This is a genomic window from Bacillus sp. MUM 116, from assembly GCF_001866655.1.
Taxonomy (GTDB): domain Bacteria; phylum Bacillota; class Bacilli; order Bacillales; family Cytobacillaceae; genus Neobacillus.
In genome coordinates, this window is record NZ_MLYR01000017.1 from 130620 (window position 1) to 146816 (window position 16197).

11 protein-coding genes are annotated in these 16197 nt (G+C 42.0%); 10 read left to right on the plus strand and 1 reads right to left on the minus strand.

Going from position 1 to position 16197, the window contains the following annotated elements; genetic code table 11:
- Positions 1-142 precede the first annotated feature (142 nt).
- The 10 genes from BIV60_RS04500 (at position 143) to BIV60_RS04545 (ending at position 15312) form a co-directional block, all read left to right on the plus strand.
- Positions 143-1429, plus strand: coding sequence for an ABC transporter substrate-binding protein (locus BIV60_RS04500; protein WP_071354518.1), 1287 nt, complete (start codon positions 143-145; stop codon positions 1427-1429).
- Positions 1430-1552: 123 nt separating this feature from the next.
- Positions 1553-2476, plus strand: coding sequence for a carbohydrate ABC transporter permease (locus BIV60_RS04505; RefSeq protein WP_071354519.1), 924 nt, complete (start codon positions 1553-1555; stop codon positions 2474-2476).
- A complete protein-coding gene (locus BIV60_RS04510) occupies positions 2469-3293 on the plus strand; it encodes a carbohydrate ABC transporter permease (RefSeq protein ID WP_071354520.1) in 825 nt (274 codons plus the stop codon). Before BIV60_RS04505 ends, BIV60_RS04510 begins: the two co-directional genes overlap by 8 nt.
- A 27-nt stretch (positions 3294-3320) precedes the next feature.
- The gene (gene lacZ / locus BIV60_RS04515) at positions 3321-6350 is read left to right on the plus strand and encodes a beta-galactosidase, LacZ type (protein WP_071354521.1); all 3030 of its coding nucleotides are present in this window, start codon (positions 3321-3323) and stop codon (positions 6348-6350) included.
- 190 nt (positions 6351-6540) lie between these two features.
- On the plus strand, positions 6541-8769 hold the full coding sequence (locus BIV60_RS04520; protein WP_071354522.1) for an alpha-galactosidase: 2229 nt from the start codon (positions 6541-6543) through the stop codon (positions 8767-8769).
- An 818-nt stretch (positions 8770-9587) separates the two neighbouring features.
- A complete protein-coding gene (locus tag BIV60_RS04525; RefSeq protein ID WP_071354523.1) occupies positions 9588-10769 on the plus strand; it encodes a galactokinase in 1182 nt (393 codons plus the stop codon).
- Positions 10766-11755 carry a UDP-glucose 4-epimerase GalE gene (galE, locus tag BIV60_RS04530; RefSeq protein ID WP_071354524.1) on the plus strand — a complete coding sequence of 330 codons (990 nt, stop codon included), beginning with the start codon at positions 10766-10768 and terminating at the stop codon, positions 11753-11755. The genes BIV60_RS04525 and galE overlap by 4 nt, the downstream gene beginning before the upstream one ends.
- Before the next feature lie 11 nt (positions 11756-11766).
- On the plus strand, positions 11767-13245 hold the full coding sequence (galT, locus tag BIV60_RS04535) for a UDP-glucose--hexose-1-phosphate uridylyltransferase (protein ID WP_083402093.1): 1479 nt from the start codon (positions 11767-11769) through the stop codon (positions 13243-13245).
- 15 nt (positions 13246-13260) lie between these two features.
- The gene (locus tag BIV60_RS04540) at positions 13261-14310 is read left to right on the plus strand and encodes an aldose epimerase family protein (protein WP_071354525.1); all 1050 of its coding nucleotides are present in this window, start codon (positions 13261-13263) and stop codon (positions 14308-14310) included.
- A gap of 12 nt (positions 14311-14322) precedes the next feature.
- On the plus strand, positions 14323-15312 hold the full coding sequence (locus tag BIV60_RS04545) for a LacI family DNA-binding transcriptional regulator (RefSeq protein ID WP_071354526.1): 990 nt from the start codon (positions 14323-14325) through the stop codon (positions 15310-15312).
- Between the two features lie 216 nt (positions 15313-15528).
- On the opposite strand, the gene BIV60_RS04550 is transcribed toward BIV60_RS04545, so the two are convergent.
- A complete protein-coding gene (locus tag BIV60_RS04550) occupies positions 15529-16131 on the minus strand; it encodes a DedA family protein (RefSeq protein ID WP_071354527.1) in 603 nt (200 codons plus the stop codon).
- Between the last annotated feature and the right edge of the window lie 66 nt (positions 16132-16197).

Here is a 16197-nt window from a genome sequence, read left to right on the forward strand (position 1 = left end):
AAAATGTAACCGTATTCATTTTACAAAAATATTACAAGTAAACAAAAATATCGTCCTAACGATTACAGTTGGGCGGATGCTAACATTGAGTATGTAAGGAGATAGCGCTTACATACTTTTTTAAAAATTGGGGGGAATATCGATGAAGAAGGTACTGGCATTATTATTGGTAAGCATATTGTTATTGTCTGCCTGCTCTTCCGGAACAAAAGAAAAAGCCTCCGGCAGTGCAAAGGACACAAAAGAAATAACGGTATTGGCATGGGATCCCAACTTTAACATTAAAGCCATGAATCTGGCAAAAGAAGCTTATAAGTCTGTTGATCCAAAGCTCAATATCAAAGTGGTGGAAAACGCACAGGCTGATATTGTTCAAAAACTCAATACTTCTCTAAGCTCTGGAACAACAAAAGGGCTACCAAATATTGTTTTAATTGAAGATTATCGTGCGCAAAGTTTCCTTAAGGCATATCCTGATGCATTCTATGATTTAAGCAAATATTTCAATGCCGATGATTTTGCCCAATACAAATTAGCCCCAACAAGCTTAAACGGCAAGCACTACGGACTTCCGTTCGATACTGGTGTTACGGGTTTATATGTAAGAACGGATTATTTGAAAAAAGCAGGTTATACAATTGATGATTTAAAAAATATCGATTGGAACAAATATATTGAAATTGGCAAAAAAGTAAAAGCTGCAACAGGAAAAGAAATGTTAACACAAGATCCAAAAGATCTTGGTCTTATTCGAATGATGATTCAATCTGCCGGCTCATGGTATTTAAAGAAAGATGGAACAACACCTGACTTGGCGAATAACGCAGCATTGAAGGAAGCTTTTACAACCTATAAAGCTATTTTAGATGCCGGTCTTGTGAAACCAGTATCTGACTGGAGCCAATTTGTAGCTGGTTTTAACAGCGGTGCAGTGGCAACCGTGCCAACCGGTAACTGGATTACTGCTTCAATCAAACAAGAGGCATCCCAATCTGGCAAGTGGGCAGTGGCCCCGCTTCCAAAACTTCCTGGGGTGGAAAATTCCGTTAATGCTTCCAACCTGGGCGGAAGCTCATGGTATGTTCTAAATGTACCAGGTAAAGAAAAGGCAGCCGAATTCTTGGCAAAAACTTTTGGTTCCAATGTTGATTTTTATCAAACATTAGTAAAAGAAATTGGCGCAATTGGCACTTACAAACCAGCTGCAGATGGTGAAGCCTATAAAGCGGCGGATGATTTCTTCGGCGGCCAAAAAGTGATTACTGATTTTGCAAACTGGACAGCTCAAATTCCTCAAGTAAACTACGGCTTGCACACTTATGCCATTGAGGACATCCTTGCAGTTTCCATGCAGGATTACTTAAAAGGGAAAGATCTTGACAAAGTGCTTGCAGACGCTCAAAAGCAAGCGGAAGAGCAAATTAAATAAAAAAATTCAATGAGAAATTTAGCCTCAGGAATTCGCTAGCTTCTCCTACTCGGTTTAATGGAGCAAACTGATGGGCGGGCAGGATTTCCGGGGCTTTTTCTTTAAGGCAAGGAGTTGAATAGCATGATACCCGCAAAAGCCGACAAGAGCGTTCAGCTAGTAAAATCAAACCGAAACCTTCGGGTGAAAAATACTTTGATTGGCTGGTCCTTTATTGCTCTTGCAACTGTAATGATTTGTTTATTTTATTTCTACCCGATGATTCAATCCCTCATCTTGTCCTTTAAATCAGGTACCGGGATTAATCTGAATTTTGTTGGTCTTGAAAATTATGTTCGTTTATTCAAGGATCCAGTGTTCCTTACCACCGTAAAAAATACCGTAATCTATCTCGTCATTCAAGTGCCGATTATGATTATTCTAGCCTTGTTTCTTTCGGTATTACTGAATAATAAAAAACTGAAACTAAAGGGTTTCTTTCGGACTGCAATCTTTTTACCATGTGTAACTTCACTTGTTGCTTACTCCGTCATTTTTAAATATTTATTTGGCCAAGATGGCATTATCAACATCATGCTCATGAAGCTTGCTCTTATTTCGGAACCGATTCAATGGCTGACTGACCCGTTTTGGGCTAAAATCACCATCATTATCGCGATTACCTGGCGCTGGACTGGATATAATATGATTTTCTTTTTATCAGGGTTGCAAAATATTGATGAATCGATTTATGAAGCAGCTAGAATTGATGGAGCCTCATCCATCCAGCAATTTTTCAAAATTACGATTCCAATGATGAAGCCCATTATCTTATTTACAACGATTACATCAACGATTGGAACGCTTCAATTGTTTGATGAAGTCATGAATATAACGAAGGGGGGACCGGGAAATGCGACGATGACGATTTCCCAATATATCTATAATCTTTCATTTAAATATACGCCTGACTTTGGCTATGCGGCGACTGTCTCTTATGCCATTGTAATTCTCATTATCTTTTTCTCTATTATTCAGTTCAAAGTAGCAGGTGATAAAAATGAATAATCTTAAACGTATATTCAGCTATGCCGTCCTTATCATCGCTTCGATTATTTCGATATTTCCATTTTTATGGATGATTGTCAGTTCAACCAATAAGTCTGTTGATGTCACGAAGGGGAGATTACTGCCTGGCAGCCATTTCATGCAAAACCTTCATAATTTAATGGACACGGCAGACCTTGGTACAGCCTTAATGAATTCAGCCAAGATTTCCATTACTACTACTGTTTTGGGGATGCTCATTGCCTCTTTAGCCGGCTATGGTTTTGAGATTTATAAAAGCAAGGCAAAGGATGTTGTGTTTAATATCCTGCTGCTTTCGATGATGATTCCGTTCGCTGCTTTAATGGTTCCGTTATTCCGAATGTTTGGTACGATTTCACAAACCGTTCCGATGATTGGAATTGATACGCTTACAGCTGTCGTATTGCCGACCGTTACAACGGCCTTTCTCATTTTCTTTTTTAGACAAAGCACAAAGATGTTTCCAAAGGAAATTCTCGAAGCAGGAAGGATTGATGGTTTAACGGAGATTGGGGTATTCTTCAGAATTTATATCCCAACGATGAAGACCTCTTATGCCGCAGCAGCCATCATTACCTTTATGGCAAGCTGGAATAGTTATTTATGGCCGCTTGTTATTTTGCAATCACCTGAAAAAATGACGGTTCCATTGCTGATATCTAATTTAGGGTCCAGTTACGCACCCGATTTTGGAATTATTATGACAGCGATTGTTATTGCAACCTTGCCGGCAGCACTCATTTTCTTCCTCATGCAAAAGCATTTTGTTGCAGGTATGATGGGTTCAGTAAAATAAATTATCCAGATAGAAGGGAAATCAAAGATGACAACAATTCCTACACTCAATTGGCTTTCAGACGTAAATGTGTTTGCGGTTAACCGCCTTCCGGCACACTCTGACCACAATTATTATGAGAATGTAGAAGAAGCAAGAAGTGCTGCACCGATGGCGATGCGCCATGACTTGAACGGCAATTGGAAATTTTATTATGCAGTCAATCCTGCAGCCCGGCCGGAGCCATTTTACATGCAGGACTTTGATTGTTCTGGCTGGAGCGATATTACGGTCCCAGGGCATATTCAGCTGCAAGGCTATGGAAAGCCACAATATGTGAATACGATGTATCCATGGGATGGTCATAACGAAATCCGTCCACCGGAAGTACCGATGGACGATAATCCGGTTGGAAGCTATGTAAAGATGTTTCATTTGCCAGATGCGATGAAAAATAAACCTGTATTTATTAGCTTTCAGGGTGTGGAATCAGCTTTTTATTTATGGTTGAACGGGAAGTTTGTGGGATACAGTGAAGATTCTTTCACTCCGGCAGAATTTGAACTGACACCGTTTTTAAAGGAAGGAGAGAATAAGCTTGCCCTTGAGGTGTATCAGCGCAGTACAGGCAGCTGGCTTGAGGACCAGGATTTCTGGCGTTTTTCAGGAATCTTTAGGGATGTTTACCTTTATACAGTTCCGGAGATTCATATTCAGGATCTCTTTGTCCGTACAGAGCTAGACAAGGCTTTTTCAAAAGGACAGTTGACTGCCGACCTGAAATTTTTATCGGCTCTTCCTGCAAAAATAATTGCTGAGTTGTACGATGCAAATGATAGTTTAGCAGCTTCTGTGGAAGGCTCTCTTGCAGGAGATAAAGGATCCTTTTCGATTCCGCTTGATACACCGAAGCTGTGGAGTGCGGAAAATCCTTTTTTATACAAACTATTGATTCATGTATTTAATGAGCAAGGTCAGTTGGTGGAGGTAATCCCGCAAAAAGTGGGCTTCCGAAGATTTGAGCTCGTAGATAAAATCATGCACCTTAATGGCAAACGGATTGTGTTCAAAGGTGTGAACCGCCATGAATTCAATTGCCGCCGCGGCAGGGCGGTAACGAAAGAAGATATGCTATGGGATATTAAAACGTTGAAACAGCAAAACATTAACGCTGTACGGACATCCCATTATCCAAATCAGAGTTACTGGTATGAGCTTTGTGATGAATACGGGATTTATGTCATTGATGAAATGAATTTGGAGACACATGGGTCATGGCAAAAGATGGGGGCTGTTGAACCATCCTGGAACATTCCGGGCAATAGACATGCGTGGCAAAACATTGTCATGGACCGGGCAGTATCGATGTTGGAGCGGGATAAAAACCATCCGTCGATTTTGATTTGGTCCTGTGGAAACGAATCATACGCTGGTGAAGTTATTCTTAATGTTTCCCGCTATTTCAAGTCGGTTGACCCGAGCCGTCTTGTTCATTACGAGGGAGTATTCCATAATCGTGACTACAATGAGACAAGTGAAATGGAAAGCCGAATGTATGCGAAGCCAGCGGATATTGAAAAATATCTTTCGGAAAATCCAGAAAAGCCTTATATCAGCTGCGAATATATGCACGCGATGGGAAATTCCCTCGGAGGAATGCATAAATACACTGATTTAGAGCGGATGTATCCGATGTACCAAGGTGGTTTTATCTGGGATTATATTGATCAGGCAATTATGAAAAAAGACCGATACGGCAAGGGATTTTTAGCTTATGGCGGCGATTTTGATGACCGCCCGACAGATTACGGGTTCTGTACGAACGGAATCGTCTACGCCAACCGCGAGCTTTCGCCAAAGATGCAGGAAGTGAAGTTTTTATATCAAAACGTGAAGCTTACTCCTGATCGAAATGGCGTGAAGATTACGAACGATCATCTGTTTGTTAATACATCAGATTTTGATCTGCAATATGTTCTTTTCCTTGAAGGGGAAGAAGTGGTTCGCAATCAGCTTCAGATTCATGTGTCTCCTTTTAGTGAGGGACGGGTTGAGTTTGACTGGCCTGAGGGTGTTTTAAGTGCTGCAGGAGAGTATTGTATTCATGTCTCTTTACGGTTGAAGGAAAAGCAACTTTGGGCGGATGCAGGTTATGAGATTGCCTTTGGACAATTTGTATTTGAGGTAGAAAATTCGGTGGAGAGTCCTTTACCTAAAGGAGATTTAAGGGTTGCACATGGAGATGTAAATATCGGTGTCCATGGCAAGGATTTCTCGGTGATATTCTCAAAACAGGCTGGGAGCTTGATCTCACTAAAATATGGAAGAAAGGAAATGATAGCCTATCCTCCAGCACCGTTGTTCTGGAGAGCAACAACAGATAATGACAGAGGCTTTTCACAGGATTACCATTCCGGAGTTTGGTATGCGGCAAGCTTGGCACGGAAATGTGTCGGATTCAAAGTGGAGGAAGCGGAAGGATTTGTTACGGTTTCCTTTACCTATAAATTTTCGGTTAGCGATGCAATCATGGTTAGAGTGTCGTACGCGGTCTATCCAGATGGCAGCCTCCGTGTAAAATCAAGCTACCGTGGAGCAGAAAATCTTCCGCAGGTGCCGATTTTCGCCTTGGCATTTAAAGTTCCGGCGGATTACGACCAATTAGAATGGTATGCCATGGGACCTGAAGAAAATTATGCTGACCGCAATAATGGGGCAAGGCTCGGAATCTTTAAAAATACAGTGACGGAAAATCTTTCCGGGTATGTGATGCCTCAGGAATCGGGGAACCGGACAGGAGTCCGCAGAGTGAGTCTAACCAATCTGGACGAACAGGGAATCAGGATTTCCTCTGTCGGCGAACCGCTCGAATGCAATTTTTCACCTTATACGGCATTTGAGCTTGAAAATGCGAAGCATCATTATGAGCTGCCAAATATCCATTACACTGTTGTCACAATAGCAGGGAAACAAATGGGTGTCGGCGGCGATGACAGCTGGGGTGCACCGGTGCATGATGAGTACTTAATCCGGGCTGATCAGGATATGGAATATGAGTTTCGGATTCAGAGAATCTAGAAAAAGTTGATTCGCAAATAAACCAGGCTTTTTCGCAAATAAAAATGGTTAATTCGCAAATAAAATAATATATTCGCAAATGAAACTAGAAAATTCGCAAATAAACTATTAAAAATAGCATCTTAAGGGGGGGGCAATAAAAACCCCCTTATTTTATATATCAAAGAATGCGGGGAAAAAGGTGAAGAGTATGCTAATCCATGTAAATCAAGAAACGAAGCAATTTCATTTAACAAATGGCCAAGTGAGCTATATTTTTCACGTAATGAAGAATGGGCACCTCGGACATCTTTATTATGGTAAGGCATTACGGGATCGATCCGATTTTTCACATTTGCAAACCTATGATGTTCCAACCGCTGCCAGCTGTCATCCTTATGCAGATGATCCCGCCTTTAGCTTAGAAACATTGCGGCAGGAATACCCAGCATACGGTAATTCTGATTTTCGCGAACCCGCAATCAGTGTGAGTACACAAAATGAGGTGCATATTCCGAACTTTATCTATCAATCTTTTAAAATGCTCGAAGGGAAGCCGCGGCTAGAGGGCATGCCGGCAACATACGTGGAACATGGACAGGATGCCAGTACAATTCAAATTATTTTAAAGGATGAAAACCTTCAAGCAGAACTAACGTTAAATTATACGATTTTTCGAGACCTTCCAGTGATTACAAGAAGTGCTCAGTTGCTGAATGCCGGGCCAGCGAAATTAGACATTGACCGAATGATGGGAGCATCGATTGATTTTCCCGATAAGGATTTTATGTTTGTCCATTTAGCGGGGACCTGGTCACGGGAACGCCATGTCAAGGAGCGAAAACTTGAAGCAGGAATTCAGTCCATATCCAGTCTGCGCGGTGCAAGTTCCCATCATCATAATCCATTTTTAGCCTTAAAAAGGCCCAATACGACAGAGCTTTTCGGCGAAGTTTATGGCTTTAACTTTGTCTACAGCAGTAACTTTATCATGCAGGCAGAAGTCGATCATTATGATGTAACAAGAGTAATGGCCGGAAATCATCCGTTTGGTTTCAAGTGGGGCTTAAATCCTGGGAAATCATTCCAAACCCCCGAAGTAGTGATGATTTATTCCGATCAAGGCTTAAACGGAATGAGTCAGGCTTTTCACACACTTTACCGGGATCATTTAATTCCAGCTAAGTGGAAGAAAGAAGAACGCCCTATCTTGATTAATAACTGGGAAGCCACCTATTTTGATTTTAATGAGGAAAAGCTCGTAAATATTGCGAAATCAGCGGATGAGTTAGGGATTGAATTGTTTGTCCTCGATGACGGCTGGTTTGGAAAAAGAAATGATGATACGACTTCGCTGGGTGATTGGAATGTTGATTGCAACAAGCTTCCGAATGGCCTGGAAAGCTTGGCTGCAAAAATAAATGAACTGGGAATGAAGTTTGGGCTTTGGTTTGAACCGGAAATGATCAGTCCTGACAGTGATTTATATCGGAAGCATCCCGATTGGGCGGTAGGTTTGCAGCATCTTCCTAAAACCCTTGGGCGGAACCAGCTTGTGCTCGATTTTTCAAGACCGGAAATTGTTGAGTACCTCTATGAAAAAATGTCCGATATCATAAGAAGGACAAAGCTTTCTTATATCAAATGGGATATGAATCGGAATATTACCGAGGCATATTCGCAAAAATTAGCTTCGAATCAGCAAGGGGAGTTTTTCCACCGTTATATCCTTGGGGTATATCATTTATACGAGCGGTTAACAAAGGAGTTCCCGGAAGTGCTGTTTGAATCGTGTGCCGGCGGCGGAGGACGATTTGATCCTGGGATGTTGTTTTATGCGCCGCAAGCTTGGACGAGTGATGATACGGATGCGATTGAAAGGCTGAAGATTCAATATGGGACATCGTTTGCCTATCCAATTTACAGCATGGGTTCCCACGTTTCGGCTGTTCCGAATCACCAAACATTACGGTCAACACCTTTATCTACCCGGGCTAATACAGCTTATTTTGGAACCTTCGGGTATGAACTAAATCCATTATCGTTAACGGATGATGAGCGGGAGGAAATTAAGGAGCAGGTGGCATTTTTTAAAAAACACCGCAGGTTGGTGCGCGATGGCCATTTTTATCGCTTGTTGAATCCTTTTGAGGGGAATGAGACTGCGTGGATGATTGTCAGTGAGGATCAATCAGAGGCTTTGGTAGGTTGGTATAAGGTGTTAGCAACTCCGAATTCTCCGAAACAGCAAACTGTAAAACTAGCAGGGTTGGATTCATCTAAAGAGTATCGTGTTTTTGAACATAATCGAGCTTTTTATGGCGACGAACTTATGCAAGTGGGACTGCCACTTCCGACAGAATTTAATGGCGTTAACCGGGACTCAGCGGAACGCTATGGTGACTATCAATCACAGGTTTTCTATTTGAAAGCTGATTGATTGGAGACAATTTAGGAGAGAATTGAGTCAAATTTGTCGCCAATAGCCGTGATAGGCGCCAAAATCAGGTTGAACGGGAGCCAAAGTGTCGCCAATAAGCCGGATAGGCGACAAAAACGGGGAGAACCGGAGTAAAGTGTCGCCAATAAGCCGGATAAGTGCCAAAATCAGGTTGAACGGGAGCCAAAGTGTCGCCAATAAGCCGGATAGGCGACAAAATCGGTGTGAATCGGAGTTAAAGTGTCGCCAATAAGCCGGATAGGCGCCAAAATCAGGTTGAACGGGAGCCAAAGTGTCGCCAATAAGCCGGATAGGCGTCAAAATCAGGTTGAACGGGAGCCAAAGTGTCGCCAATAAGCCGGATAAGTGCCAAAATCAGGTTGAACGGGAGCCGAAGTGTCGCCAATATGCCGGTTAGGCGACAAAATCGGTGTGAATCGGAGTTAAAGTGTCGCCAATAAGCCGGATAGGCGTCAAAATCAGATTGAACCGGAGCCAAAGTGTCGCCAATAAGCCGGATAGGCGCCAAAAACGGGGAGAACCGGAGTAAAGTGTCGCCAATAAGCCATATAAGCGCCAAAATCAGGTTGAACGGGAGCCAAAGTGTCGCCAATAAGCCATATAAGCGCCAAAATCAGGTTGAACGGGAGCTAAAATGTCGCCAATCAAACCTACAATACCTTTTAAAAAAGAACGGGCCCACCCCGCTCTTTTTTTATTAAATTTAAGTAAAAATTTTAGTAAAAACATTGCGCATTTTTTACTAAAAACAGTAAAATAAAACTAAAGAAAGATTCCTAAATAAGGAGGCTACCAAAATGAACGTTACGACACTAATAACAACATTCATAGATTTATTTCAAACCGAACCGGAGAAAGCATTTTTTGCCCCGGGCAGAATCAATTTAATTGGCGAACACACCGACTATAACGGCGGCCATGTATTTCCCTGCGCGATTACCTATGGAACCTATGCTGTTGCAAAAAAACGAGCTGATCGGCTGGTCCGGTTGTATTCAGCAAACTTCCCTGAAAAAGGGATCATCGAATTTGACTTAAGCCACCTCGACTACGCCACAGAAGATAACTGGGCCAATTATCCAAAAGGGATGATTCGCTATATCATCGAAACGGGATACCAAATTTCCGCCGGCTTTGATTGTGTCATCCAAGGAAATATTCCAAATGGTGCCGGACTTTCTTCCTCTGCATCCATTGAACTGTTAACCGGGGTTCTTGTGAACGGACTTTATCAATTAGAGATTCCAAACATTGAGCTGATTAAACTCGGAAAACAAGTCGAAAATCAATTCATTGGCGTGAACAGTGGAATTATGGACCAATTTGCCATCGGAATGGGTAAAAAAGATGCCGGGATTTTACTAGACTGCCAGACACTAAGCTATGAATACGCACCCATCAAACTAGAAAACTACAAAATCTTGATCATGAACACCAACAAGCGCCGTGAGCTGGCTGATTCAAAATACAATGAGCGACGGAGAGAATGTGAAGAGGCCTTGGCACAGCTGCAGCAAAAATTGCCAATCGAATCTCTTGGACAGCTTTCAGAAGAGGAATTTGAAACCAATAAAGCCCTTATCACCAACGAAACTGTCCGTAAACGCGCGAAACATGCTGTCTATGAAAATGTGAGAACCATAAAGGCACTTCAAGAATTAAAGGCTGGAAACTTGGAGGCGTTCGGTCAATTAATGAACCAATCCCATCTGTCACTGCAGGACGATTACGAGGTTACTGGAAAAGAACTTGATAGCTTAGTAGAAGCCGCTTGGAAACAGCCGGGAGTCCTTGGGTCACGAATGACGGGAGCTGGTTTTGGGGGATGTGCGATTGCGATTGTCGCAAATGAGGAAGTAGAGAACTTTATTGCCAATGTCGGATCAGCCTATCGCGAAAAAATTGGCTATGTTGCTGATTTCTACGTTGCAAGCATTGGCGATGGAGCAAAAGAATTAGAAATGGAGGCAGTAAGATGAGCATACTCGTTTTAGGCGGGGCCGGCTATATTGGATCACATGCTGTTTATCAATTAATCGACCAAAATTATGAAGTATCAGTCATTGATAATTTACAAACGGGACACCGGGATGCAGTTCATCCAAAGGCAAATTTTTACGAAGGCGATATCCGCGACCGAGCGTTCATAAGGTCCGTTTTTGAAAAAGAAAACATTGAGGGCATCCTCCATTTTGCTGCTAACTCCCTTGTCGGCGAGTCAATGACGGAACCGTTAAAATACTTTGATAACAATGTGTACGGTACACAAATCGTGCTAGAAATGATGAAGGAATTCGGAGTAAAACACATCGTCTTTTCTTCAACTGCAGCGGTTTACGGCGAACAGAAAGTGATACCGATTACAGAATCGGCAGTCACGATTCCAAGCAATACGTATGGCGAAACAAAACTGACGATGGAAAAAATGATGTCTTGGTGTGAAAAAGCCTTTGATCTTAAATTTGTGTCACTCCGCTATTTTAACGTGGCCGGGGCTAGGGAAGACGGGCAAATTGGTGAAGACCATAATCCGGAAACACATCTCATCCCGGTTGTTTTGGAAGCAGCACTCGGAAAAAGACCTGTGGTTACCGTATTCGGTGAAGATTATGACACGAAAGACGGCACTTGCGTCCGCGATTATATTCATGTCGAGGACTTAATTGCTGCACACTTGCTAGCCCTCAAATATTTGCAAGATGGCGGGGAGAGCAATGTGTTCAATCTTGGCAGCAGCCAAGGATATTCAGTAAAAGAAATAATTGAAACGGCAAAAGAGGTAACGGGTATTGACCTTCCAGTTGTTATGGGCGAACGCCGTTCCGGGGATCCAAGCACACTCATTGCTTCCTCTGAAAAAGCCAAACAGGTGCTGGGGTGGAACCCATCGAAAACATCCATCCGTAAAATCATAAGGGATGCATGGAACTGGCATCAGCATCACCCAAATGGTTATGAAAAATAGAGGTGAAAATAATGATTGAGCAGGTCATCCAGCAATTACTGGACCAAGCGTTTGCTGTCCAATTAATCGAACAGGAGGATGAAATCTATGCCAGAAATCAAATCTTGTCACTGCTGAAATTAACAGAATTTAAAGAACTTAAACCAATCACGGAATCCAGCCAATCCATACCCGACTTGCTTGACCAACTTGTTGATTATGCATGTACTCATGGAATCCTTGAGGACCTTTTTGATGAAAAAGAAATTTTTGCAAGTAAGGTAATGAACTGTTTAATGGCACGCCCGTCGACGGTAAATCAGTTATTTTATGAAAAATATCAACAAAACCCTCAAATAGCAACCCAGTATTTTTATGATTTAAGCAAAAACAGCAACTATATTCAAATGAAACGGATCTCAAAAAATATTGAGTACAAAGCGGCAACCGAATATGGCGAATTAGATATTACAATCAATTTATCAAAGCCGGAAAAAGATCCAAAAAGTATTGCATTAGAGCGGTCCGCAAAAAAGAATGATTATCCGAAATGTCTGCTTTGTATTGAGAATGAGGGGTATGCAGGGAGAATTGGCCATCCCGCCCGCTCCAACCACCGGATGGTCCGCGTGAATCTGTTAGAGCAAAACTGGTACTTACAGTACTCGCCATATGTGTACTACAACGAGCATTGCATTGTCTTATCAGAAAAACATATCGATATGAAAATAAGTCCGGAATCCTTCCTGCGCATCTTAACATTTGTAGAACAATTCCCGCATTATTTTCTTGGCTCGAATGCAGACCTGCCGATTGTCGGCGGTTCAATTTTATCCCATGACCATTACCAGGGCGGCAACTATGAGTTTGCGATGGCAAAGGCAGAGCCTGATTGGACTTTTAACATGGGTGGTTTTCCTGATGTTCAAGGGGGAGTAGTGAAATGGCCGATGTCGGTCATCCGCCTGCGTTCGGAACAAAAAGCGGCCCTTGTGGAAGCTGCATCACATATCTTAACAAAATGGAAAAACTATAGTGATGCTTCGCTTGGGATCCTAGCGGCCGCCGACGGAACACCGCATAATACGATAACTCCGATTGCTCGTAAAAAGGAGAACTTTTTCGAATTGGATTTGGTTCTTCGCAATAACCGCACAAGTGAGGAGCATCCGCTGGGAATCTTCCACCCGCACCAGGATGTCCACCATATTAAAAAGGAGAATATTGGCTTGATCGAAGTAATGGGACTAGCGGTTTTACCGGCACGGTTAAAGGAAGAGCTCGAAGAGGTTGAAAAGTTCATCAAAGGCAATTCAGCTGTAGTGGCGGATTACCACTTAGAGTGGGCTGAGCAGTTAAAAACACTCTTTTCCAGCGAAATGGATGCTGGATTATTTGTAAAAGAAGAGGTGGGAAAGAAGTTTTTACGGGTGCTTGAGGACGCCGGTGTATTCAAACGGAATGAAGCGGGAGCGGCCGGGTTCAAACGCTTTATTAAGTCATTAACATAGTAGGAGCATTAATGGATGAAGATAACAGAGCAAGTATTTGGCGAATATAATGGGCGGCAGGTAATCGAGTATGCATTGGTTAACGATTCAGGGATGCATGTATCGTGCTTGAATTACGGTTGTGTGATTACGAAAATCATGGTTCCTGACCGCGGCGGAATGATGGAAAATGTTGTGCTCGGGTTCGATAATTTTAACGATTACCTGGAGTGGTCACCGTATTTTGGTGCGGTTGTCGGCAGGGTGGCAGGCCGAATCAAGGATGCCCGCTTTGAGTTGGATGGGAAAGAATATCTGCTTACAAAAAACGAGGGTGCCAACCATCTTCACGGTGGTCAAAAAGGCTTTTCCTCATGTTTTTGGCAGGCTGAAAAAATAGAAAATGAACAGGCTGCCGGAGTGAAGTTTTCTTATCAAAGTCCTGATGGTGGAGAGGGCTATCCAGGTCATTTAAATACGGCTGTCACGTATCTTTTAACCAATGAAAATGAATTAGAGATCACGTTTGAAGCAACAACCGACCAAACAACGATTGTCAATTTAACAAATCATACCTATTTTAATTTGAGCGGTAATTTGAAGCAGGATATTACCGACCATATCCTGCAGCTGGAAGGTGATCGGATTTTAGAATTAGGGTCTGACTTAATTCCAACAGGTTATATGATTGAGACAGCAGGAACTCCGTTTGATTTTAGTAAAGGCAGAAGGTTAAGGGATGGTATTTATTCAACGTATGCGCAAAATGTTTTAGTTGGAAATGGTTATGATCACCCGCTGATTTTTTCAAAACAGGGAGAAAACTCGATTCTGTTAAGTGATGAGGAAAGTGGACGCAGGCTGGAAGTGACGACGAATCAGCCATGTGTTGTCCTTTATACAGGCAACTTTTTAGAAGGTCCTTATTCGATTTCAGGTGTTCCGGCCCGGGATTATTTAGGTGTTTGCCTGGAAACACAAGGTTTTCCTGATGCCATTCACCACCCGGAGTTTCCAACTATCATTTTGAATCCTGAAGAGGTATACTTTGGGAAAACAACGTATCGGTTCTTTGTTAATCATTAAGGAGTTTTAAATATGGCTACGATTAAGGATATTGCTCAATTAGCCGGGGTATCGATTGCGACCGTTTCCCGTGTCTTGAATTATGATACCACCCTATCTGTCGGTGACGATACGAAAAAAAGAATTTTTGAAGCAGCCGAAGAACTTTCCTATAAAAAAATGCCTGCCCGAAAGCAGGAATCCGGAAAAATTGCTCTTCTTCAATGGTATACGGAAAAAGAAGAGCTGGAAGATTTGTATTATATGTCGATTCGATTAGGCGTAGAAAATCGCTGCAGGCACCATGGTATTCAAATGGCAGGATATTTTCAGGACAATATCGAGGATTTGAAGCAGGATGATGTGAGCGGGCTGATTGCGATCGGAAAGTTTAGTAGTAAACAGGTAAAAAGCTTAAGTTCAGTTACGAAAAATATAGTTTTTGTCGATTACTCCCCAGATGAGGAGCAGTTGGATTCCATTGTGATTGACTTTGAAAAGTCAACAAAAAAGGTACTCGACCATTTGATGAAAAAGGGCCATAAAAAAATTGGATATATCGGCGGCAGAGAGGTTTTTAAAGACAAAACCTCGATGATTGAGGACCCTCGGGAATCCACCTTTAAGCGCTACTTAGCTGAAAAAGGTCTTCTAAATGAAGCCTATATGTATAACGGCAGCTTTTCGGTTCAGGATGGACATTCCTTGATGAAAAAAGCAATTCATGAACATGGGGAACAATTGCCGACAGCCTTTTTTGCAGCGAATGATTCGATTGCAGTCGGTGCGCTTCGGGCGCTGTTGGAGGAAGGTATTCCGGTGCCAGACCGGGTGAATATTATCGGCGTGAACGATATCAGTTTGGCAAAATATGTTTTTCCATCCTTGAGCACAGTCAAGGTTTATACCGAACTCATGGGGGAAACGGCCGTTGATACGCTGTTGGAAAGAATGGAAGGCAGAAAAATTGCGAAAAAAATCATGATTGCTACAAAGCTGATTCTTCGGAATAGCAGCTTCTAGAAAAAACCGCCTGGAACTATTGTATCAGTTCAGTTCCAGGCGTTTTTTTTATCAAATTTTATTTTATCATGGGGTTGTTAAGGAATTCCTGCAATAATAGGTTTATTAATGGGAAAATTTCCTTCCAGGGTGGCTGGAAAGACACAATAAGATTAGAAACCGAAAAAGTGTCTTTCCAAAGTGGGTGGAGAGAAAAAAAACTCCTTGAAATAAATTTCAAGGAGTTCCCCATTTAACTCTGTTTTTTCGTTTATAAGAATAAAAAATAAACACGGCAAGAATGAATAAGAGAATCGCATAGATGCTATATCTTGACACGTAGGTGGAAACTGCTGTCCAGTTTTCCCCCAACACTTTTCCCAATGTGATAAACGTAAAACACCATATTAGTCCACCGGAATAGGCAAAAAGGGAAAATTTTTTATAGGTATAGCCATTTATCCCGGCAAGATAGGCAGTAATATGACGGATGCCTGGTATAAAAAAGCCGATAAACAAAAGAAAAGGGCCCATTTTCGTAAATAATTTTTTTGTCCGACTTACTCGTTCCTCTGTTAAATGCAGCTTTGGGCCGTACTTTTTTAAAAATGGCATCCCCAATTTGATTCCTATGAAATAACTTAAGGAAATCCCCCCGCAAGCACCAATTGCTGCACAAAGGAGAGAAGGAATATAGGCCATATTGCCTTGAAAAACGTTATATCCGACATATGTAAGAAGAACTTCATCTGGAATCGGCAGTCCTACAATCCCGCCAATCAAGGCGATGATGATTCCCGTATAACCGAAATGAGCAATCAAATAACTTAAATGATGCATGTTTTAACACTTCCAATTTGTTTATTAAAGACTATTTTCGCATAGATTGTTGTTTTTCGTATAAGT

What these genes read in the sequence shown, in the direction of transcription:
- BIV60_RS04540 (WP_071354525.1), top strand. Translation starts at nt 13,261, where the DNA reads ATGAAGATAACAGAGCAAGTATTTGGCGAATATAATGGGCGGCAGGTA.
- galE (WP_071354524.1), top strand. Translation starts at nt 10,766, where the DNA reads ATGAGCATACTCGTTTTAGGCGGGGCCGGCTATATTGGATCACATGCT.
- lacZ (WP_071354521.1), top strand. Translation starts at nt 3,321, where the DNA reads ATGACAACAATTCCTACACTCAATTGGCTTTCAGACGTAAATGTGTTT.
- galT (WP_083402093.1), top strand. Translation starts at nt 11,767, where the DNA reads ATGATTGAGCAGGTCATCCAGCAATTACTGGACCAAGCGTTTGCTGTC.
- BIV60_RS04525 (WP_071354523.1), top strand. Translation starts at nt 9,588, where the DNA reads ATGAACGTTACGACACTAATAACAACATTCATAGATTTATTTCAAACC.
- BIV60_RS04510 (WP_071354520.1), top strand. Translation starts at nt 2,469, where the DNA reads ATGAATAATCTTAAACGTATATTCAGCTATGCCGTCCTTATCATCGCT.
- BIV60_RS04520 (WP_071354522.1), top strand. Translation starts at nt 6,541, where the DNA reads ATGCTAATCCATGTAAATCAAGAAACGAAGCAATTTCATTTAACAAAT.
- BIV60_RS04505 (WP_071354519.1), top strand. Translation starts at nt 1,553, where the DNA reads ATGATACCCGCAAAAGCCGACAAGAGCGTTCAGCTAGTAAAATCAAAC.
- BIV60_RS04545 (WP_071354526.1), top strand. Translation starts at nt 14,323, where the DNA reads ATGGCTACGATTAAGGATATTGCTCAATTAGCCGGGGTATCGATTGCG.
- BIV60_RS04500 (WP_071354518.1), top strand. Translation starts at nt 143, where the DNA reads ATGAAGAAGGTACTGGCATTATTATTGGTAAGCATATTGTTATTGTCT.
- BIV60_RS04550 (WP_071354527.1), bottom strand. Translation starts at nt 16,131, where the DNA reads ATGCATCATTTAAGTTATTTGATTGCTCATTTCGGTTATACGGGAATC.